The organism is Bradyrhizobium sp. sBnM-33 (assembly GCF_032917945.1).
Classification (GTDB): domain Bacteria; phylum Pseudomonadota; class Alphaproteobacteria; order Rhizobiales; family Xanthobacteraceae; genus Bradyrhizobium.
The window spans coordinates 2,289,053-2,309,949 of the sequence record NZ_CP136624.1 but is presented as its reverse complement, the minus strand read 5'-3'; the positions used below and the strand labels follow the sequence as shown (position 1 = coordinate 2,309,949).

General features: G+C 60.6%; 17 protein-coding genes and 2 pseudogenes. 5 read left to right on the top strand and 14 right to left on the bottom strand.

Annotated elements, in window-relative coordinates; translation table 11 throughout:
• Positions 1-7 precede the first annotated feature (7 nt).
• The 8 genes and pseudogenes from RX328_RS10655 to RX328_RS10625 form a co-directional block, all read right to left on the bottom strand.
• Positions 8-1,006: a tyrosine-type recombinase/integrase gene (locus RX328_RS10655; protein WP_213257550.1), complete on the bottom strand. Its 999-nt coding sequence runs from the start codon at positions 1,004-1,006 to the stop codon at positions 8-10.
• Entirely contained in the window at positions 1,003-1,938 is a 936-nt protein-coding gene (locus tag RX328_RS10650; protein WP_213291131.1) for a tyrosine-type recombinase/integrase, read from the bottom strand. Before RX328_RS10650 ends, RX328_RS10655 begins: the two co-directional genes overlap by 4 nt.
• Complete coding sequence (locus RX328_RS10645) at positions 1,935-3,167, bottom strand: site-specific integrase (RefSeq protein WP_213257554.1); 1,233 nt, start codon at positions 3,165-3,167, stop codon at positions 1,935-1,937. The genes RX328_RS10650 and RX328_RS10645 overlap by 4 nt, the downstream gene beginning before the upstream one ends.
• 211 nt (positions 3,168-3,378) lie before the next feature.
• Entirely contained in the window at positions 3,379-3,879 is a 501-nt protein-coding gene (locus tag RX328_RS43440) for a tyrosine-type recombinase/integrase (protein WP_410734058.1), read from the bottom strand.
• 350 nt (positions 3,880-4,229) lie between these two features.
• Positions 4,230-5,447, bottom strand: coding sequence for a tyrosine-type recombinase/integrase (locus RX328_RS10640; protein WP_249727365.1), 1,218 nt, complete (start codon positions 5,445-5,447; stop codon positions 4,230-4,232).
• Between the two features lie 80 nt (positions 5,448-5,527).
• A pseudogene (locus RX328_RS10635) lies at positions 5,528-6,076 on the bottom strand (ATP-binding protein); the annotation flags it as partial.
• Positions 6,077-6,087: 11 nt separating this feature from the next.
• Positions 6,088-7,626, bottom strand: coding sequence for an IS21 family transposase (gene istA / locus RX328_RS10630; RefSeq protein WP_213257474.1), 1,539 nt, complete (start codon positions 7,624-7,626; stop codon positions 6,088-6,090).
• A gap of 119 nt (positions 7,627-7,745) precedes the next feature.
• Positions 7,746-7,919: a hypothetical protein gene (locus RX328_RS10625; protein ID WP_213257476.1), complete on the bottom strand. Its 174-nt coding sequence runs from the start codon at positions 7,917-7,919 to the stop codon at positions 7,746-7,748.
• A 266-nt stretch (positions 7,920-8,185) separates the two neighbouring features.
• On the opposite strand from RX328_RS10625, the gene RX328_RS10620 reads away from it, so the two are divergent.
• Positions 8,186-8,656, top strand: a complete 471-nt coding sequence (locus RX328_RS10620; RefSeq protein WP_410734042.1) for a transposase — start codon at positions 8,186-8,188, stop codon at positions 8,654-8,656.
• Positions 8,657-8,898: 242 nt separating this feature from the next.
• On the opposite strand, the gene RX328_RS10615 is transcribed toward RX328_RS10620, so the two are convergent.
• The gene (locus RX328_RS10615) at positions 8,899-10,308 is read right to left on the bottom strand and encodes an ISNCY family transposase (RefSeq protein ID WP_213257589.1); all 1,410 of its coding nucleotides are present in this window, start codon (positions 10,306-10,308) and stop codon (positions 8,899-8,901) included.
• 1 nt (position 10,309) lies between these two features.
• A complete protein-coding gene (locus RX328_RS10610) occupies positions 10,310-10,684 on the bottom strand; it encodes a DUF6788 family protein (RefSeq protein ID WP_213257585.1) in 375 nt (124 codons plus the stop codon).
• Positions 10,685-10,895: 211 nt separating this feature from the next.
• Between RX328_RS10610 and RX328_RS10605 the strand changes: the two genes are divergently transcribed.
• Complete coding sequence (locus RX328_RS10605) at positions 10,896-11,501, top strand: helix-turn-helix domain-containing protein (protein WP_317258685.1); 606 nt, start codon at positions 10,896-10,898, stop codon at positions 11,499-11,501.
• On the top strand, positions 11,498-12,040 hold the full coding sequence (locus RX328_RS10600; RefSeq protein ID WP_317258684.1) for an IS630 family transposase: 543 nt from the start codon (positions 11,498-11,500) through the stop codon (positions 12,038-12,040). The genes RX328_RS10605 and RX328_RS10600 overlap by 4 nt, the downstream gene beginning before the upstream one ends.
• Before the next feature lie 235 nt (positions 12,041-12,275).
• On the opposite strand, the gene RX328_RS10595 is transcribed toward RX328_RS10600, so the two are convergent.
• The 4 genes and pseudogenes from RX328_RS10595 to RX328_RS10580 all read right to left on the bottom strand — a co-directional run.
• Positions 12,276-13,703, bottom strand: a complete 1,428-nt coding sequence (locus tag RX328_RS10595; protein WP_317258683.1) for an ISNCY family transposase — start codon at positions 13,701-13,703, stop codon at positions 12,276-12,278.
• Positions 13,700-14,059 carry a DUF6788 family protein gene (locus RX328_RS10590; protein ID WP_317258682.1) on the bottom strand — a complete coding sequence of 120 codons (360 nt, stop codon included), beginning with the start codon at positions 14,057-14,059 and terminating at the stop codon, positions 13,700-13,702. Before RX328_RS10590 ends, RX328_RS10595 begins: the two co-directional genes overlap by 4 nt.
• Positions 14,060-14,277: 218 nt before the next feature.
• Complete coding sequence (pyc, locus tag RX328_RS10585) at positions 14,278-17,754, bottom strand: pyruvate carboxylase (RefSeq protein ID WP_213257496.1); 3,477 nt, start codon at positions 17,752-17,754, stop codon at positions 14,278-14,280.
• Positions 17,755-18,307: 553 nt separating this feature from the next.
• Positions 18,308-18,478 (bottom strand): annotated as a pseudogene (locus tag RX328_RS10580) (IS3 family transposase); the annotation flags it as partial.
• 2 nt (positions 18,479-18,480) lie between these two features.
• Between RX328_RS10580 and RX328_RS10575 the strand changes: the two are divergent.
• Together RX328_RS10575 and RX328_RS10570 are read left to right on the top strand one after the other, a co-directional pair.
• Complete coding sequence (locus RX328_RS10575; RefSeq protein ID WP_317258794.1) at positions 18,481-19,449, top strand: transposase; 969 nt, start codon at positions 18,481-18,483, stop codon at positions 19,447-19,449.
• 139 nt (positions 19,450-19,588) lie between these two features.
• Positions 19,589-20,893: an IS701 family transposase gene (locus RX328_RS10570; RefSeq protein WP_317258793.1), complete on the top strand. Its 1,305-nt coding sequence runs from the start codon at positions 19,589-19,591 to the stop codon at positions 20,891-20,893.
• Positions 20,894-20,897: the final 4 nt, after the last annotated feature.

The window sequence follows — 20,897 nt, the reverse complement described above, 5'->3', positions numbered from 1 at the left end:
GGAATAATCAGAGCGTCTTCAGGAAGGCCAAAATACGATCGGTGGGCTGGTAGCGAGAGGCGCGAGCCCCCGTGACCGTGGTCTTAGCCAACGCCTGCTCTTTGATCTGCATGTCGGCCTGTAAGTAAACAGACGTCGTTTGGACGTCTTCGTGACCCAGCCAGAGAGCGATAACAGAACGATCAGCACCGTGGTGAAGAAGGTTCATCGCGAGCGAGTGTCTCAAGGAATGGGGCGTGATACGTTTTTTGTTCAGGGAGGGACAATGACGGCGAGCCACGACCATGTGCTTGTTGAGCAGGTATTCCAAGCCGTCATGACCTAAGGCATGCCCTCGTGTGGTCGGAAAGACTGGATCGGAAGCTTGCCCCTGACGTTCTCGCAGCCAACCGCGCAGCACTGCGATGGTCTCTTTGCGAAGCGGAGTGGACCGGCTTTTGCGTCCCTTTCCCAAGCACTGCACGTGTGCACCGGTACCCAAGGCGATGTTCTCACAGCGCAAGCCGGTGAGTTCTGCTGCGCGCAATCCGGTCTGCACGGCCAGCAGCAACAGGGCTCGATCGCGTCGTCCGCTCCAGGTGTTGAGGTCCGGCGCGGCGAGCAGAGCTTCAATTTCGACCGGCGTGAGGAAACAGATCGGTCGACGCACGTAGCGTTTACTTTGCATGGCGAGCACGCGCTGCGCCAACGCGTTGTATTCCGGCGCATGCAACGAAACGTAGCGAAAGAACGAATGGATGGCAGCGAGACGCACGTTGCGGCTGCGGGCGCTATTGTCCCGTTTTTGCTCAAGATGATCGAGAAAGGCGCCGAGGAACGGAGTATCCAAATCCGGCATGATCAACTGTGACGGTGTCTTGTGTAGCCGCTGCTGTGCATATTGCATCAGCAGGCGAAAGGTGTCGCGGTAGCTTGCGATGGTGTGGGGACTCGCCTGTCGCTGCCGCATCAGTCGATCCATGAAGAATGACTCCAGCAGAGTAGGAAATTGGCTGATTCCTTTCATGGACGACCCCTGCGCTCGGATCGCTCCACACGCCGCAGCACGTAGCGCAGCAACTGCGGGGTCGCGGTGAGGTACCACTGGGTGTCAGTGATATGTGCGTGGCCTAAATACGCACTGAGCGCTGGCAGATTACGTTCGACATCGACTCCACGGCGATGCCACTTGACAAGCGTATTAATGGCAAGCCGGTGGCGTAACCCATGCAGACGGGGGCCGTGCGAATCACGTGGACCGCGCAGGCCGATCTGGCGAGACACTTTGACAAACGTCCATCGCAGCATGTCGTAAGTCACGCGGGTTCCACGATCGGAAAGGAAGAATCTGGGACTGCTCGGGGTGCGACACAAGCGATCTCGAAGATTTGCGTAGCGTTGCAAAGCGTGTCGCGTGGAAGGATGCACGGGAACGTATCTGGTCTTACCGAACTTGGTATCCCGAATTGTCAGCACGCCGTTGATCAGGTCCACATCGTCGCGATCGAGACGCAATGCTTCGTTGGCCCGCAAGCCACTGGCCGCGTACAATCCAAAGAGCGTGGCAAAGGTGTGGCGCCGCAAACCGATTGTGGACGGCAACTGCCGCGCCGCCTCGAGTAGACGGATGATCTCCTGGTCACTGTAGATGTAGGGTGCCACCCGACGGTACTGATGCGGAAGCAAATCAGGCGGCGGTACAACGGTGCGCGGATCGTTGGGGCAGCAGTACCGCGCGAAGCGGCGCACCATTCCTAAGCGGTTGGCCCACTGGGACGGCTGTGCATGGGCCGGCTGGGTTGCCCACTTCAAGGCCAGTTCGGTGGTGATGTAATCGGCCCGCGCGTGCTTGGCAAATTCGATGAATCGACGCAACAGCCGCCCTTCCAGAACCAACTTGTATCCCAGAGCACGACGCACGGAGAGATACTCATCGAGTGCGATTTGCAACGAACTCATGACGCACCTCCCATCCACGGAAGGGCTATGCCGCGTAGCGCTTTGATATCGACCTTGGCGTAGATCTGGGTCGTCGTGGGTTGCCGGTGACGAAGCAGTTGACCTATCTCGCCGAGGGACGCACCTCGGCACAGCATCTTGGTGGCTAGAGAATGCCTCAATAAATGCGCCCCTTTGAAATCGGGGTTCAATCCGGCGCGCTGGAGGGCACGACGAACTACACAGCAAATGGAGGTCTGGCGAAGGCCGCGGTGCGGGGCTTTCAGGCGGATAAAAACCTTGCGCGTCGAACACGTTGGACGAACCTGGCGCAGATATTGAACCAGAGCCGTGCCGATATCTTTAGGCAACGGCAATCGTTCCAATCGCTGGCCTTTGCCGCGCACGAGGATCTCGCCGCGCTCCCAGTCCAAGTCGTCCAAGGTCATGGCCAGTACTTCTCCGCCGCGCAAACCGAGGCGAGCTAAAAGCAGCAAGATTGCGTAATCACGCTGGCCGGACGCAGTGCTGCGATCGCAGCAGCGCAGGAGTCGCTCGACCTGGTCGGGCGGGAGCGATTTTGGCAAATGAGACAATCGCCAGTGGGCCACCCCGAATAGGGCGGAGGCCAAGTCAGTCTTGATGCTTCCGCGCTGACACAGGAAGCGAAGGAACGAGCGCAGTGCCGTGACCATGAGCTTGGAATAGGTGCGACTGCCCCGCGGAACTTGACGAAGAATGAACCGATGTAGGTCCTGCGGCTGCAGATCCTGAAGACGCAGCGCCTTGTTCCCGAAATGCGCGGTCAAGAACCTTCGCACGATGGGCAGATAGCTGATCAATGTCGCGGGCGCCAAGCCGCGTTCCGAACTTAAGAAGCTCTCGTAGTCGCGTGTGAGCTGCCCGAGGGCGGTCCAGTCCACTTTTTGCGGCAATGCAGAAACGACTCCGAGGCACCGCAAATGATCCAACAGCTGATGACCGGTAGATACATCGCCGCGTCGCCTTGAGCCACGACGGTGGGTGTGAAACTGTTTGAGCCTCACCTCATCGAGTTGTGCCAGTGGCACTCCACGCTGCTTGAGCCAGTGGCTGAGATCCGCCACCAGTGCACATTTGGCTTTTACGGTCTGCGAAACGTAACCCTCGCCCGCGAGGGACTCCGCAAATTTATCTATATGAGCGGCGATTGAGCCGATGCAGACGCGTTGGGTTGATACCGTAACAGCGCTCTTGAGAGTTATCGTCATGATCTGTCTCCGCAAAGCTGGGGGAACATCCCCAGCGCGGGACAAGAGACGAACATGACAGCAACGTCGAGATCGGAATCGACAATACATGCTCGCGACGAATTCGATTCATCACCTCTTCACCCATCAGCCATTTTGTGACGGTCCTCTCGCTACCAGCCCCACCGATCGTATTCTGGCCTTCCTGAAGACGCTCTGATTATTCCGCCAATCATGTACCCACACCCCCGCGATTCTCCGGAAAATGCCGACGTTGTCCGTCAGTTGCCGGAATAATCCAGTTGCCGGAATTATGACGAAAATCGTGCACCCGCGGGGTTCGTCCGTCGGTGCCGCAAATGTTAGCTGCTCGGAATAGCGCTTGGATTCCTTGCCGCAGGCCGGTACCCGTGTAGCCGCGCATGCGCCCCTTGCTGTTGCAAAGCAAGGGTGAATCCGCTGAACGGCTCAGCGGTGGCCGAAGCCGCTTCCTGAGGTACGACCTCAGCTCCCGAGCGGCGTCTGGCGACAACGGGACGATCCGCGACTTGTGGAACTTCGATGCCCGAATGTGCAAAGTGCCGTGGCGGGGATCCACGTCGGCCAATGTGAGGTGCAGCAGTTCGCCCCGACGGAGCCCTGCCGTGTAGAGCAGGACCACGGCAAGTCGCATCACGGCTGGCCGAAGCGGCGAGGTCGAAGTCGGGGCCAAACGATCGGCCGCGGCCAACATCCTGGCGACTTCGGCCGCCCCAAAGATGACCGGCGGTGCGTACGGCCTGCGATGTGGGAGACGGTTGATATCCGGAACGAAGCAAGTTGGCTCGGTACGCCGTCGATAGAGGCAAAAGTTGCGCACGATGCGCTGGCGATTGCGTCGCGTATTTGCAGAGAGATGACCTTGCGCCGTGCACCATGCCCCGAAGAGCGCTTGATCGAGGTCGGTAGAGCTGGTCTTCTCAAGAAACCGACGCAGAGCGTCGAATACGCGCTCCTCATGAACATAGGCGCGCCCGAGTGAACGTTGCCTCCGCAAATATCCGTCCACCAAATGGTCGAACGCGCTGCCGGGTAATGTCGCACTCATCTCGCGTCCTCCTCGATGCCGATGGTCGCCTTCGGCAGGGAAAGCGCGACCTCTCGCAGGGCTTCGGTCTGCAGCCGGAGATAGACACAGGTGCTCTCCAGAGTACGATGACCCATCAGATCACCGATCACCTTCACGCCGACGCCGCGGTCTAGCAGACGCATCGCAAATGAATGGCGCAGGCAGTATGAGGATGTACCCTGCAGTGGCAGCCCGCTCTGACCCGCGCGCTTCTGGTAGAGATCGCCGATGGCGTAGTGCGTGAGCGGGCCGACCGGGGTGCTGGCGCGGAGGAACAGTTCAGGGTACTTCCCGCCAGGCCGGCCGCGGCGCAGATAGTGTCTGAGAATCCGCAGCGTTTGGTCGGCCAGAGGAAGGATCAGATCCGATCTGGTTTTGCACTGCTTGACGTGGAGCGACTTGTTCTCCCAATCGATGGAGCCAAAGCTCAATGTGATGATCTCTGAGGGACGCAGGCCGTAGTGCGCCATCAAATGAAGGATCGTATAGTCTCGCCAGCCAAGTCGGTTCGATCGATCGATGGAACGCAGCAGCCGCTGGACGAGCGGCCATGCCAGGGCTCGAGGTGGTAGTTCACCTCGATAGGTGCGCGGCGCGTCAATTATGTCGAGCCGCTCTTGGACCTCGCCTTGGTCGAAGCAAAACCGAAGAAAAGCACGAAGGCGAGCGACAACGTGCTGTAGTGTCTGTCGTTTGATCCGCCGGGCTTCGGTGATTACGAACCGTTCGACTGCAGCGGTTGATAACGCATGCAGCGGGGCGTCAGTTGGCAAAGCGTGCGCGAGCAAGCTCTTCGCCGTTGCGATGTGCTGTTCCAGCGTCGCGCTGGTAAGGCCACGCACCTCCGATAGATGCCGTCTGTAGCGATCAAGAAGCGATGAGAACGGGTCTGGCGATGGTTCCCTGACGAGCAGTCTTCTCACGGTGAGAAAGCGTACAACGGCGCATCGAGTGCCTTGCAATGACGCGGAAGAAAATGCTTGCGACAAAAACCTCTCTGAAACGCCAGTATCGCAATCAAGCCGCGCCGCGCCCATCCGATCGAGGGCTTCCTTTAGCCCTCGTACGTGGCGGCAGGCTGTGGGTCGGGCGTATCCAGCCGAGATGAGCCAAGCGGCGAAATCTTCCAACAAAGCGCCATTGGGCGATTCCGTGTAGCACGCGTGAACCTTCCGAAATAAGTGTTCGAGCATGGTTGCCCCCTTTGGATGATTGGGAGAACCACGCTTCCGTCGTCAGTTATGTTGAGTAGGAACGGTCGAAGCGGCTGTTAATAGCGGGGAGATCGATATCGCTCCACATCACTGCGCGCTCCACATAAGTCGAGGATGAGGAGATCGACGCGGCCGAGCGCACGCAGCAGACGAGGGTGGCGGCCGTCGCCGCGCGTCAAAGCGAGATCGCTGAACAGCCGCGGGACGCGCTGATAAAGCACGGAGCGATTGTCGCGGCAGGCCTTGTTGCCGAGCGCAGACGCAAGCCAGCTCTTGCCGACGCCAGAGGGTCCGCAGATCAGCAGGTTGGCGTGGTCGTCGATCCATTGGCCTTCGACCAGCATCGTCAGGAGGCTGCGGTCGAGGCCGCGCGGGGTGCGATAGTCGATGTCCTCGACACAGGCCTGCTGGCGCAGCTTGGCGTATTGCAGCCGCTTCGACAGCCGCTTGTCGCGTCGCAATGACGCTTCGCGTTCGAGCAGCAGTGCAAGCCATTCGGCGTGGCCGAGGCTCGCGGCGTCGCCGCCGGCTTCGATGTCGGCGAAGGCCTTGGCCATGCCGTGAAGGCCGAGCGCGTGGAGTTGATCGAGGGTCGGATGCGTGAGCAAGGTGTGATCTCCTAGTTGTAGTAGCGCGGCCCGCGGATACTGGGATGGAGGATCGGCGCATCGTCCGCGGAGCGCTTGGGTGAAGGACGCCGATCGAGATTGTTGGCGAGGATCGATTTGACTGAGCCGTAGGTGCGCGCGCCGATGTCGATCGCCCGCATGGCGGCGGCATCGAGCCGCTCGTGCCCGTAGGATCGGGCGAGCCGGATGATGCCGAGACAGGCGCGGAAGCCCTGCTCGGGGTGTGTGCGCTCATCGAGGATCAGGTCGCACAGCGCCGCGGTGGCCGGCCCGATCGAGGCGGCATCCTTGCGGATGCGCTCGATGGTCCAGCCGGCGTAGCGCCGATGACTGGACGCCATGTGTTCCGGCACGGTCGTGTGCTTGTGGTTGCCGCTCATGCGCTGATGCGCGGCAATCCGCTCACCCTTGTGGAAAATCTCGACGGTGCGGGCGGTGAAGCGCACCTCGACCTCGGCGCGGACGAAGCGATGCGGGACGCTGTAGTAATGCGCCTCGACCTCGACGTGATAGTCGATGCTGACCCGGCAGATCCGCCACTCGGCAAACACGTAAGGGCTTTCCGGCAAGGCTTTGAGTGCCGGCCGGTCGATCTCCTCCAACAGCTTGCGGCGGGTCACGCCGAGCCGCCGGATCGGCCGCTCCTCGTTGAGCCGGGTCAGCAACTCGGCGATCGCCGCGTTGACCTCGGCGAGGCTGTGGAAGGTGCGGTGGCGCAGCCGCCCGAGCAGCCAGCGCTCGACCATGAGGACCGCCTGCTCAACCTTCGCCTTGTCCCGTGGCCGTCGCGGCCTGGCCGGCAGAATGGCGGTGCCGTAATGCGCCGCCATGTCGGCGTAGCTGCGGTTGATCTGCGGATCGTAGAGGCAGGCCTTGATCACGGCGACCTTGGTGTTGTCCGGCACCAGCAGCGCCGGCACGCCGTCGATCGCCTCGAAGGCGCCGACGTGGCCGCTGATCCAGTCAGCGAGCCCCTGCGTCCAGGTCGCCTGCGCGTAGGTGAAGCTCGATGCGCCGAGCACTGCGACGAAGATCTGCGCGGCGCGCCGCTGGCCGCTGAACCGGTCGATCACCACCGGCACGCCGTCGCCCGCATAGTCGACGAACAGCTTGTCGCCGGCCGCATGCGACTGGCGCATCGTCACCGACAGCCGGCCTTCCCAGCCGCGGTAGAGCTCGCAGAAGCGCGAATAGCGATACCCGCCGGGTTCGCCCGCGATGTATTCCTCCCACAAGATCGACAGCGTCACGTGCTTGCGCCGGAGTTCGCGATGCACCGCCGCCCAGTCCGGCTCGGCCTGCCGGCGATGGCCCCGCCGGGTGCCGGGACCGGCTCCCGCGCTGGCGAACAGCCGGGCCTCCAGCTCAGTGTCGGTGATGTCGTCGGGCAACGGCCAGGTCAGCCCCGATGCCTCGAACCGGCGGATCGTCAACCGCACCGTCGAAGGGGCCGTCCCCACCCGCCGCGCTATCTCGCGGGTCGGCATCCCGGCCGACTTCAATCTGATCACATCGCGCACGTGGCGCATCGCAAGCCTCTCCGTCGGCATCCAGGTCCCCCTTCGCAAAGCCGAAAGGCGGGATCGTATCGGAGCCAGAAGAGGCCTCGTCACCCCCGGGCGACATCATCCCGGAATGGTGGGCGAGATCATCTCGGAATGGTGGGCGAGATCATTCCGGAATGGTGGGCGACATCGAGCGGAATCAGCACATTGATGTCGCCGAGAATTACTTCGCAACTGAAACGACGGAACGCGTTAGTGAGAAGGGCCGCATTCTCTTCTAAGCCATCGAGAGTATTTACGAGCATGAGCAATCTCATCACGTTCTCCTAGCCAGAAAAACCACCGTGCCAATCCTGTAGCAAGAGCTGGGCCAAATGCGCAGGGGTGTGTGCGCCCGATCGGTGGACGGAACGCTGATCGAAGCCTGGGCTTCGCAGAAGAGTTTTCGCCCCAAGGACGGCAGCGGCGACGCTGATGACGGCGCCAACTTCCACGGCCAGAAGCGCAAGAACGACACCCATGCAAGTACCAGCGACCCGGACAGCAGGCTTTATCGCAAGGCGGCCGGCCGGGAGGCCAAGCTTTGCTACATGGGCCACGCCACCATGGAGAACCGGCATGGGCTGGCGGTGGCCGGCAGGGTCACGCATGCCAATGGCACCGCCGAACGCCGCGCGTCGGAGACCATGCTGAAGGCGAGACGCAAGGCCGCAGGCCGCCGCATCACGGCCGGCGAGGACAAGGCGTACGATACCGCCGATCATGTCGCCAATCTTCGCGCCATCGGCGTGACACCGCATGTGACGCAGAACCAGGCCGTCACCAAACCGGCAAGACCCGCACCAGTGCCATCGATGAACGAACCACCCGGCATCAAGGCTATGGCATGTCGCAATCGCGCCGGGCGATGGTCGAGTGCATTTTCGGATGGGGCAAGCAGCACGGCACCATGCGCAAGACCAAGCATCGTGGCATCGCTCGCGTCGCCGCCGGCTTCCTGCTCAATCTGATCGCCTATAACCTGATCCGCATTCCAAAACTGCTTGCCGCTTAGCCACCCCGCGTCAGGGTGCACCCAACACCAGGCTAGAAATTTACATCCAACTCCGCCGCGTCGCCCCAACAACGACCGGCCAGAACAAGAAAACTCTCCATCTCATGGTTTTTCAGCGGACTGCTAGCTACTTTCCGGCGCAAAATTCGCGGTTCTAACCAGACTGGTCAACCGCGCGGACAACGACAAGGCCCCGCTAGGGGCTGGCGGGGCCTTGAGAGGCCAGATTGAGCTGGGACGGACTACGGTTGGCGTGACTGGTTTTCCATCGCGCGTCCGATATTGATGAGGTTGTCGGCGACGACGCCGAGGCCGACCCAGCGTTTCATTCCGATGCTGCCCTTGTAGCGGCAGCGATCGAGCCCGTGTCGCCGTTTGACGACGCTGATACGTCCCTCGCATCCGGTTCGCCATTTCTGACCGTTACGGAACCAGCGCTTTTTCTGCTCACGCTTGCGCTCGGCGCTCTTGGTCGAGCGATTGGGAATGCAGACGCGTTTGACGCCTCTGGCTTTCGCTGCAGCTTCGTTCCTGGCGGAGTAAAATCCAGCATCCGCCGCCACCAGGCGTGGCGTGCGTCCGAGTTTTGCCTCGTGGGTTTCGATGGCCGGGATCAACAGCTCCGAATCGCTTGGCCGCTGATCGTAGACGTCGTAGTCGATCACAATCTGGTTCTCTGCTTCCTGCAGTTTGACCATCTTGCCGAACTCGTTGGGCTTGCCGGCCTTACCTTTGCGAATGATCTCGGTCGAGGGCTCGAACACACTGAGGAGCTTGCCTTCTGCCCGGGTGTTGCCGCGGAAGATACGTTCCCGGGTCTGCCGCATCACTTGCCGCACCAGCGGCAGCATCGCTTCCAGCTGCAGACGCAGGCCTTTCAACGCCAGCTGCTTCAAGATGCCCCTGGACCGCTTCACGCCTTCGGCGATCTTGCTGGAGAAGCGCTTCGCCTGACCCACCACCCGGCTCGTCGTGTTCAATAGTTTGCGATAGCTCTCCTTGAGCTTCGCGTGATTGAGCGGTCCCTTGGCACGCGCGATCCGCGCGATCTCAAGCAACCGCAGCTTCACGCTTCGACTTCGGTCGCGCAGCTTCGTTCCGACGACGCCCGTGATGGCGGTGATCTTCTTCATGGTGCGGATCAGCACTCGCACTCCGTCCCCCAAAAACGTGCTGTCCGTCGGATGGTGGATGTTCGTCTCCACCACCGTCGTATCCACGCGCATTCTGCGCCCCTGCGTCACCCCCTGTTGCTGCGCGATTTGCACCATTCGGTCGTGAATCTGCCTGATCGTGTCCGGATCCACAGCCAGGCCCCAGCGGCCGATCGTCTTTGCGTCCGGCGTCTTGCCGCCGCCCACGCGGGTGAAGTCGCGATACACCAGGTTGGCGCGCACTTCGCGCTCCAGCACGTGATAGCTCCAATTCCGCACGTGCTTGAGGATCAACAATCGCAGCACCACCTCGGCCGGCGCGCCCAGCCGGCCACGACTGCGGCTCTTGGGATGCCGTCTCGCCAGCGCCTCATATACCGCAGCTACGATCTGTTCATCCGCCAGAACGCGGTCGGCATGCTCCATCCAACCTTCGCGAAGATCGCTCACTTCTTCGGCGATCAAGCCATCGCCGAAGCTCAGTTGCACTCTGCGCATCTCAATCACGCTTCTTCCTCCCGCCCCTCGACACCGCCGTGTCAGGGCGCAGCAGGTCGTGATTGAGCTCGCAGATCGCTTCGATCGCCTCTTTCAGCTTCTGATAATTGTCCAGCCAACGGCGCACTTCGGCAACGCGCTCACGACGCACGCTGAACTGGCGCACGCGTCCGCCCCCATAGCTCACCGTCAGGACGTACACCTGGTGCCCTTCGCCGCGCGCGCACTTCGGGCAGCCGCGCTTGTGACGAACAGTGCGCTCCAGCAGCGAACCACGCAGCAGTTCGCCGGTGACCGGCAGCTTGCCGACAAGCTTCTCGCGGGTTTGAAGGGCTCGATCTCGAATCATTCCTAAGAATGAATCAATCTCACCCACACAAGTCAACGCTGATTCCGTCCGATCTTGCAGTTTTCACCCCACCAAGCGATTCTGGCTGCCTCAAAAGGCCGCCGAATTTTGCGCCGGAAAGTAGCTAGCTAGACGACCGATTCCATGAAACCTGTGCTGATGGAGCAGGCTGAATTGGTGGAACGGACGGCTGTTGGCGGATTCCTCGTTTGCGGTCGGCGAAACGAGGAGCTGTATCATGGCAGGATGGCGGCGAGCGGTCGAATTGGCCATGAGTGATGAAGAGATAGCAACCTTGACGACGCTTTCGCGGTCGAGGATCGAACTGGCGAGCCGGGTGTCGCGGGCGCAGATGCTGCTGGCGTATCGGGAAAACCCTTCGTTCTGCGCGGTGGGCCAGAGACTTGGGGTCCATCATCAGACGGTGCAGCGCTGTGTCGAGCGGGCGCTGGCCGATGGCCCGCTGGCAGCCCTCGACGATCGCCCGCGACCGGGCAAGGAACCAACCATCACGCCGGAAGCCAAAGCCTGGTTGGTGTCGCTGGCGTGCGACAAGGCCAAGGACCACGGCTATCCACATGAGTTGTGGACGACGCGGCTCTTGGCGCGCCATGCGCGTGAACACGGGCCGGCGGCGGGGCATGCGTGTTTGGCCAATTTGGTCCAGGGAACGGTGTGCAAGATCCTCGGCCGGGAGGAAATCAAGCCGCACAAAGTGCGCTACTATCTTGAAAATCGCGACGCCGAGTTCGAACAGAAGATGGCGGAGGTGCTGTGCGTCTACCGCGAAGTCGAAGTCCTGAAGAAAGCCTCTGCCAAGGGAAAGAAGCGGGAAAGCCGGTGACGATCGTTTCCTGCGACGAGAAGCCGGGAATCCAGGCCATCGCAACAACGGCGCCGGATTTGCCGCCCAAGCCTGGCGTCCACGCCAGCTTTGCGCGCGACCATGAATACAAACGACATGGCACGCTCAGCCTGTTGGCTGGGATTGATCTGCTCACCGGCAAGGTCCACGCCCTTGTCAAAGATCGTCACCGCAGTCGAGAGTTCATCGAGTTCCTCAGACTTATCGATGCCGCCTATCCGCCGAACACTGCGATCAAATTGATCCTCGACAATCATTCCGCGCACATCTCGAGAGAAACCAGAGCCTGGCTCGCCACTCGACCAAGCGGGCGCTTCGAGCTCACCTTCACCCCCAAGCACGGCTCATGGCTCAATCTCATCGAAGGATTCTTCTCCAAGTTCGCCCGTTCAGTCCTCCGCCACATCCGGGTGACCTCAAAACACGAACTCAAGGAGCGCATCATGGCCGGTATCGACGACGTCAATCGCCATCCGGTCATCCACACGTGGTCATACAAACTCGCCGACGCCGCCTGATAATGATTCGAACCAAGAAAACGCTAATCTAGTTTTTGTCGCGAAACGCCCGGATTTGGGGGCGCCGATCCAAGTTATGCCGATGGATTGGGCACAAAATGAAGGAGAGCAACGGGACCGGCAAGCTCGGGACAGATGATTTTTGAGTTGGTTTCAGGTATTGCGCGCCGGCTGTCAGCTTGAGATGCGCTGAGCCGTGGCCACTTTGAGTGACCGGGGCAGGCCTACGGGTCTATCAAGCAGCTTTTCGCCTGCGCGACGATCCTGCCATCAGCATTGCCGCAATCCTCATGAGATTGTTGGCGAGCACCGCGGCGCCGACCCACAGTTCGAAGCGGTCACGTCCCTCGGCGAGACAGCGCTTCATGCCGCGGCCTCGGAACAGCACGGAGATGCGTCCCTCGATGCCGGCGCGAAAGCGTTGACCATTCTTGAAGACCACGCTCTTTTCGTACGCCTCACGTCGTCCCGTCCTCTTGCCACCACGCTGAGGAATGCACACCACCTTCACGCCGGCGTGCTTGCACGAGGCAAGGTTCTGCTCGCTGAAGAAGCCACGATCCGAGCCATACAGCTGCGGGGCACGGCCAAAGGCCTGCCTGTGGCGCTGGAGGGAAGATGCCACATGAACCTCGTCGGGCGGATTGCCTTTCAGCACCTCGTATTGCGTGATCAGGCCCTCCGCGCTTTCGGCGAGGAAGACTTTGTGGCCGAACTCGACCGGCGTGCGCACCTTGCCGCGTTTGATCAGGTCGGTATGGGGCTCGAAGATGGAATAAATCTTCTCGTCGGTAGCTACCTGCTCACCAAAGAGCACACGATGACGTGCCTGATCGATGACACGATCTCCCAGCCCGCAGAAGTGCTCGATCTGACTGCGCAGTTCCTCGATGGCCATGTCGGCGAACATGTCCTTGCCGCGCATCGTGCGGGTCCTCTCGAGCCCCGCGCGTGCGTTTCCTACGACCTCCTCGGCAATGTCGACGAGCGCCCGGTATATCCGGGTCTGCTGCTCGTGACGCTGCCTCGTCGTCATGCGCTGGATCTCGTACATCCGGCGCCGCGCCGCGCGCGTGCGGTCGCAAAAGCCCTTGATTCTTCGCAATTCCAGCGCTTTGGCCAGACGGCGGACCAAGCGTGTGACGACGCGGACCACATCCCATAGCAACGTGTTGTCGGTCGGATGATGAATGTCGGTCTGCACCACCGTAGTGTCGACCCGCAGCTTCGTGCCATCCTCCAATCCGAGCTCGACCGCTGCCCGAACCACCAAATCGTTGACCGCTTTCAACGTTTGTGGGGTCAGACGGATGAAGCCACGCTGGAAGGCGTCGTGCTTCGGCACCGGCGCGCAGTAGAAGTCGGTGAACTGACGAAGCGTCAATCCATCTGCGATGCGTTCACGCAACTCGCGATAGTCCCAGTTCTTGAGCCGCATCAGAACCAGCGAGCGCAGAACCTGTGTCGCCGTCAATCCGTGACGACCGCTATCTGGCTGCTTCAGGCCACGCACCAGATCCCGCCGGACACGCTCGATGACGTCCCGCTGGTCGTCGAGAAAGCCAGATATCGCCTCCAGCAGCGGCTCCAGGCGAATGCCCTGATCACGTTGCCGCATCAGCTCCCAATCGGCAAAGCTGATCTGTCGCGCTGTCGCTCTCACACCGCTCGGCTCTTCTTGCTTTTGGATGCTTCGGCGCGCTGTCGCTTCAGCGCTTTGATGTATCGCGGTGCCGCCTGGTGCAGCAGATCCTGCAGAGCGCGCCCGTTGTCCAGGTTGCGCTGAACCTCCGGCACAAGCTCTTCCGGCACGTAGACGGCAACGCGACGCTCGTTCGCGCGACCGTAGAGCACATAACTTTGATGCTGTTCGCCAGACTGGCACGCAGGGCAGTTCTTGCGGATGCACCGGCTACGACGCAGGCTCAGCGAACCCAGAAGCGCAGGCCAGAGATTCGTCGATTCGCTTCGCAGCCAGCGCGCGACATCCGAAGGCGATTCCGAATCAACATGCTTCATATGAAGAATGTGATACCATGCACATGTACGCCGCAAGAAAAAACGTGCTCGAAAATCGCGAAATAACCCCATTTTAAAGGGCGAAATGTCTTTCGCGACAGAAACTAGCTAGATCCCGATCTCCCGAATGAGCTGCATTCGCAGGGAAAGAGGAAGGAAACTGCCGCCAGCGAGGAAAGAAGGAAAATCGGCTTTTCGGAGTCAGAAGAGGAACAGGTTCAGTTGGCCGGGCTTGGTCTTAGATCGACTAATAGATCCTTCGAATCGACCTGAGCACCGGGACCGACGAACAGCTCGGCGACCGTTCCATCGTGCGGCGCGTGCAGCATAGTCTCCATCTTCATGGCTTCGAGGGCAAGCAGCACATCTCCGGTCTTGACATCCTGATCCTTGACGACATTTACAGTCGATACCACACCGGGCATCGGCGCAGCGATGTGGGCCGGATTCCCGCTCTCGGCCTTCCGGCGTGCTTTGACAGTGGCGGCCGCGGCCCGATCAGGAACGGTGATGACGCGTGGCTGCCCATTCAATTCAAAAAATAGCTCGACCTGCCCGTCTTCCCGCGGCTCGCCGATCGCCACCAGCTGCACGACCAGTGCTTTGCCCCTTTCGATTTCCAGCGTCACCTCGTCGCCAATTTTCATGCCATAGAAAAATACGGGCGTCGGCAGTACGGATACCGGACCGTACTTGCGCTGGACTGCGACAAACTCGATGAAAATCTTCGGGTACATCAAATACGCGGAGAGCTCGTGCTCATTGAGCGCACGGCCGCACAATTTTTCTGCCTCCTCGCGCCGTTGAGTGAGGTCCGCATCAGGCAGAAGCGATCCCGGTCGGACGACGATCGGCGCCTCACCCTGCAAGGCTTTCTTCTGCAAGGCTTTCGGCCATCCTCCCGGTGGTTGGCCTAGATCGCCGCGGAGCATCTCCACGACGGAGGCTGGAAACGAGATATCGCGGTCCTCGGCGGTGACATCCTCCGACGTCAGTCCCTGTGATACCATCATCAAGGCCATGTCGCCGACCACCTTCGACGATGGTGTCACCTTGACGATATCGCCGAACAGATCGTTGGCCGTACGGTAGGCCCTCGCAACGTCGTGCCAGCGCGTCTCAAGCCCCAGAGATCGGGCCTGCTCCTTTAGATTGGTGAACTGGCCGCCTGGCATCTCATGCAGGTAGACCTCCGAAGCGCCGGCCTTGAGGTCGCTTTCAAAAGCCGCATACTGGGACCGTACTTCCTCCCAGTAGAAGCTGATGCGGCGGATGGCATCCGCACTAAGACCAGTGTCGCGCTCGGTACGCGCAAGCGCTTCGACGATCGATCCAAGGGTCGGCTGCGATGTCGTTCCGCTCATGGCGTCCATCGCCGCATCGATCGCGTCTACCCCAGCTTCCACGGCGGCAAGGATCGTGGCTCCCGCAATGCCTGAGGTATCGTGTGTGTGCAAATGGATCGGCAGGCCGATCTCCTGCTTCAGTGCGGAGATCAGGACGCGCGCCGCGGCGGGCTTCAACAGGCCCGCCATATCCTTCAGGCCGAGAATGTGAATTCCAGTCGCCTCGAGCTCTTTCGCAAGCGCAACGTAATACTTGAGTCCGTATTTGGTGCGGTTGGGGTCGAGGATATCGCCAGTATAGCAGATCGCACCCTCCGCCAGCTTGCCGCTTTCGACGACGGCGTCGATTGCGACGCGCATATTCTCGACCCAATTCAGACAGTCGAAAATGCGAAACAGGTCCATGCCGGCCTTCGCGGCCTCACGGACGAAATGCCGGACCACGTTGTCCGGATAGTTGGTATATCCGACGCCGTTCGCGCCACGGAGCAGCATCTGAGTCAGGATATTCGGCACCCTCGCTCGAAGATCGGTCAACCGCTCCCATGGATCTTCCGAGAGAAAGCGCATTGCCACATCAAATGTCGCTCCGCCCCAGCACTCGACCGAAAGGAGCTGCGGCAGCCCGGCCGCATACGCTGGCGCAACCGTGACGAGATCCTTCGTGCGCATCCGTGTCGCGAGCAGTGACTGATGTGCGTCGCGCATGGTCGTGTCGGTCACCAGCACGCGCTTTTGCGCTTTCATCCAGCCCGCAAAGGCTTTGGGGCCGAGCTGCTCCAGCAACTGTCGGGTTCCCTTCGCCGGAGGAGTTGTGAATTGCGGCACGTTTGACGCCGGCGCACCAGAGACCGGCTTAACCCGCCCACGGGTTTCGGGATGGCCGTTCACGGTGACGTCGGCGATCCAAGTTAACAGCCTGGTCGCGCGATCTTGGCGCCCCTTGAAATCGAATAGCGCGGGCGTCTCGTCGATGAACCGCGTGGTGTAGTCGTTCGCGCGGAAACGTGGATGGCCAATCACGTTATGCAGAAACGCAAGATTAGTTGCCACGCCGCGAATGCGATACTCGGTCAGCGCCCGCGTCATGCGTGCGATGACCTCGTCCGGTGTCGGTGCCCAGGCTGTGACCTTTTCCAGCATTGGATCGTAGAACCGCGTGACCACTGCACCGGAATAGGCCGTGCCGCCGTCGACGCGGATGCCGAACCCCATCGCGCCGCGATAAGCGGTGATCCGGCCGTAATCGGGAATGAAATTGTTTTCCGGATTTTCGCTTGTGATCCGGCACTGCAAGGCGTGACCAAACAAGCGGATATCTGCCTGCTGCGGGATTCCGGTCTCGGCGGCTTCGCCGATGTGACCGCCACCGGCGATCCTGATCTGGGCCTTGACGATATCCAGACCTGTCACAACCTCAGTGACCGTGTGCTCGACCTGGATGCGCGGATTGACTTCGATGAAATAGAACTGGCCGGTTTCGGCGTCCATCAGGAACTCGACCGTGCCGGCGCCGACATAGTCTGTCGCCCTGCCGATCTTGAGCGCGGCAGCACACAGTGCATCACGCGTCTGCGCATCGAGATATGGAGCCGGGGCCCGTTCGATGATCTTCTGGTTGCGCCGCTGAATCGAGCAGTCACGTTCGAACAGGTGAACCAGGTTGCCAAGCCGGTCTCCGAGGATCTGCACCTCGACATGGCGTGCACGGCGCACGAGCTTCTCGAGATAGACCTCGTCTTTGCCAAACGCCGCGCGCGCCTCGCGCTTTGCGCTGAGCACCGCATCGACGAGGCGGTCCTCGCTTTCGACGGGCCGCATGCCACGGCCGCCGCCGCCCCATGAGGCCTTGATCATCACTGGATAGCCAATGGCCTTGGCCGCGGATAAGATTGCTTCCGGATCGTCGACCAAAGGATCGCTTGCCGGCATGACCGGCACTCCGCAGGAGATTGCGAGATTGCGCGCTGCTACCTTGTTGCCGAGCGTGCGCATCGTCTCAGGGGACGGACCGACGAACACGATGCCTTCGCGCGCGCAGGCATCGGCGAACTCCGGGCTCTCGGAGAGAAACCCATAGCCCGGATGGATGGCGTCGATGGCGTGCTCTCTGGCGACCTTGATGATTTCGTCGACCGAAAGGTAGGCCTCTAGCGGTCCCCTACCCTTGCCGATCTGGTAGGCTTCGTCAGCCTTGAACCGATGCAGGGAGAGTTTGTCCTCCTCTGCATAAACGGCGAATGTTCGCAAACCCAACTCGGACGCGGCTCTGAAGATTCGGATTGCGATCTCCGAGCGGTTTGCGACAAGAAGATTTCGCATGGCCCGCAAGTCGGTCTCGATTACCATCCTTAGCCTGCCGCCACAACTTTGCGAATGGCTCCAAGACCCCGGCGGCATTTCATGTTCCGATCTCCCTAGTGGACGACGACTTTCTAGTTGAAAGGTCGATTTGTTTTCCTGCAAAGTTGCGGAGCGGGAGCTCAGCGGATGCAGAAATTCAGCGCAGTTTGGCGCTGAGACGCAGAATTCTCAACAACGACGTCAAAAATGGAAATGACGACCCTACTGGGCTCACCCGAAGTTCTGCGGATCCGGTAGACTGTGAATGAATAGGGTGATCCACTGGACGTACGCTGGTAGCGCCCTGAAGGGGAATGATACATCAGGCCAGTCGGAGATAGGGCCCGCAAGGTGACGAGACGGTGCTGGTCGAACCCGATGCGGTGAAAATGTCCGTGCTGATTTGTTTCTTCCCAAGTTGGAAAGCGAGGACGAGCTCACCGTGTGAGGTCGCGGGCTTGAAGAATTCACCGAACCGAACTCTCGGCTTCCCATCTTTGAGCCAGTCTGGTTCGTAGATACGGGGATCGCCAATTGCGTATGACCTTGCCCCCAAGTTTTATCCAGTCCTGAGTTCGCCCTGGCTGTTGGATTTGCCCGGTTGGGCGGTGGTAGCGACGGGAGCTGGCGCGGAGCTCTCGACATAGCGCAGCGCCAGATCCCGTCGCGGATGGCAGGTGAAGGCGAACTCGGACGGCGTCTTCCATCCGAGCTGCGAGTGTGGTCGTGCAGGTGTTGAAGCTGGCCGAGAAGGCCGGGTTGGTGAAGCTCGGGCACGTTGCGCTCGACGGCACCAAGATCAAGGCGAACGCGTCCAAGCACAAGGCGATGAGCTATGATCGCATGAAGAAGCGGGAAGCGGAGCTTGCAGCGGAGGTCGACCGCTGGCTCAAGGCGCCGGAGGCCGCCGATGCGCAGGAGGATAAGCTCTACGGCGACAAGCGCGGCGACGAGATGCCCGATTGGGTGGCCGACAAGCAGAAGCGGCTTGAGAAGATCCGCGAGGCCAAGGCCGCGCTGGAGGCCGAAGCCAAGGCCGCAGCCGAGGTGGAGCGCAAGGCGCGGGCCGAAGCCGAGGAGCGTCGCGTCGCCGAAGGCGGCAAGAAGAGCGGCAAGACGCCGACGAAAACGGAGCCCGACGGCAAGGCACAACGCAATTTCACCGACCCGGAAAGCCGCATCCTGAAGACCAAGGACGGTTACATCCAGGGCTACAACGCCCAGGCCGCGGTCGATGGTGCCCATCAGATCATCGTGGCGCAGACGCTGACCAGTTCCTCCAGCGATCAGGCGCAACTGGCGCCGTTGCTCGACGGGATCAGGGCCAATCTGGGGACCAATCCCGACGAAGTATCGGCCGACGCCGGCTACTGCTCCGACGCCAATCTTCGCACGATCAAACGGCGGCGCATCGAGGGCTACATCGCCACCGGAAGGCAGAAGCACGGCACCAAATCCGCCACCGCGAAAAAGGCTTCAAGAGCCGGCTCGCTGATCGCCAGGATGAGCACCAAGCTCAAGCGCGCCGGCTACCGAAGTCGCTACCGCTTGCGCAAGCAGATCGTCGAAGCCGTCTTCGGACAGATCAAACAGGCAAGAGGGTTCAGGCAATTCCTGCTGCGCGGCATCGAAAAGGTCAGCGCAGAATGGGCGCTCATCTGCACCGCTCACAACCTCGTCAAGCTCGCAAGGGCCGCCTGAGCCGCCATTATCAAGATAAAACTGCCTTCCCAAAGCTAACTGGACAGGCTCCTAGTCTTACTGAGTCAGAGTGTCGCGGCCTTTGCCGAGAAGAATCATATATTTGAAAAGACTCAATTTTCAGCATGGGGAGGCTGAGATGGGTCTGACAAAATCGGGAGACGTAGCGTCGCGGTTTTCGGCATATATTGAAGGTCTTGCAAGCGTGATCGGACATGCGGGACGGGCCAAACCGCTTCGCGATTACTGCACTGGGCTGATGATGCCGTGCGATCGCAAGAGTGTCGAGCCGATGGCGGCGATGACGGCTCCTGAGCGGACAGCAGCGCAGCATCAGGCGTTGTTGCATTTTGTCGGTCAAGGCGACTGGTCGGATCAGCAAGTGTTGGCCAAGATCCGTGAGTTAGTGCTGCCGGGCATCGAACGCCACGGAGAGATCGAAGCTTGGATCATCGATGATACGGGCTTTCCTAAGAAGGGGCGGCATTCGGTCGGGGTTGCGCGGCAATATTGCGGTCAGTTGGGCAAGCAAGACAATTGTCAGGTTGCCGTGACGCTTTCGCTTGCGAACCATCATGCGAGCTTGCCGGTGGCCTACCGGCTCTATCTACCAAGGGAGTGGGTGACGGATCGCGCACGCCGGCACAAAGCTGGAGTCCCCAAGGAAATCACCTTCAAGACCAAGCCGGCGATTGCACTTGATCATTTGCGTTGGGCCTGTGCGGTGGGCTTGCCGCGCGGCGTGGTACTGATGGACGCCGGCTATGGCACCGACACCGCTCTGCGTGGGAGTATTACCGAACTGGGCCTGAGCTATGTGGCCGGCATCTTGCCACAAACCTCAGTATGGGCACTCGGAACTGGACCGCGTCCGCCGAAGAAGTGGTCGGGGAACGGACGACCTCCAAAACTGCTACGGCGTGATAGCAAACACCGACCGATTTCGGCCAAGAAGCTTGCGATCGGTCTGCCAGCGCATGCTTGGCACAAGATCACGTGGCGTGAGGGTACGGCAGAACGGTTGTCTTCGCGTTTTGCCCGTGTGCGCGTCCGTCCGGCACACCGAGATTACTGGCTTGCCGAAAGCCGGCCGGAGGAATGGCTGTTGATCGAGCGGCCAGAGGGCGAGGAAGCTCCGACCAAATATTGGTTTTCAACGCTTCCGGCGAACATTGGCTTCGGTCAGTTCGTCGATATCGTCAAGCTGCGCTGGCGCATTGAGCGCGACTACCACGGCCTCAAACAGGAGGTCGGCCTTGGCCACTTCGAGGGACGAAGCTGGCGTGGCTTCCACCATCATGCAACACTGTGCATTGCCGCCTACGGATTTCTGGTCTCCGAGCGGGAGACGATTCCCCCCTCAGAGACAGCCTCCACCAAGCTATTCACGCAAGCTGCAATTCCCGAAACTTATCGACCGAGGGGATCCGCCATTGCGGCCTGAGCGA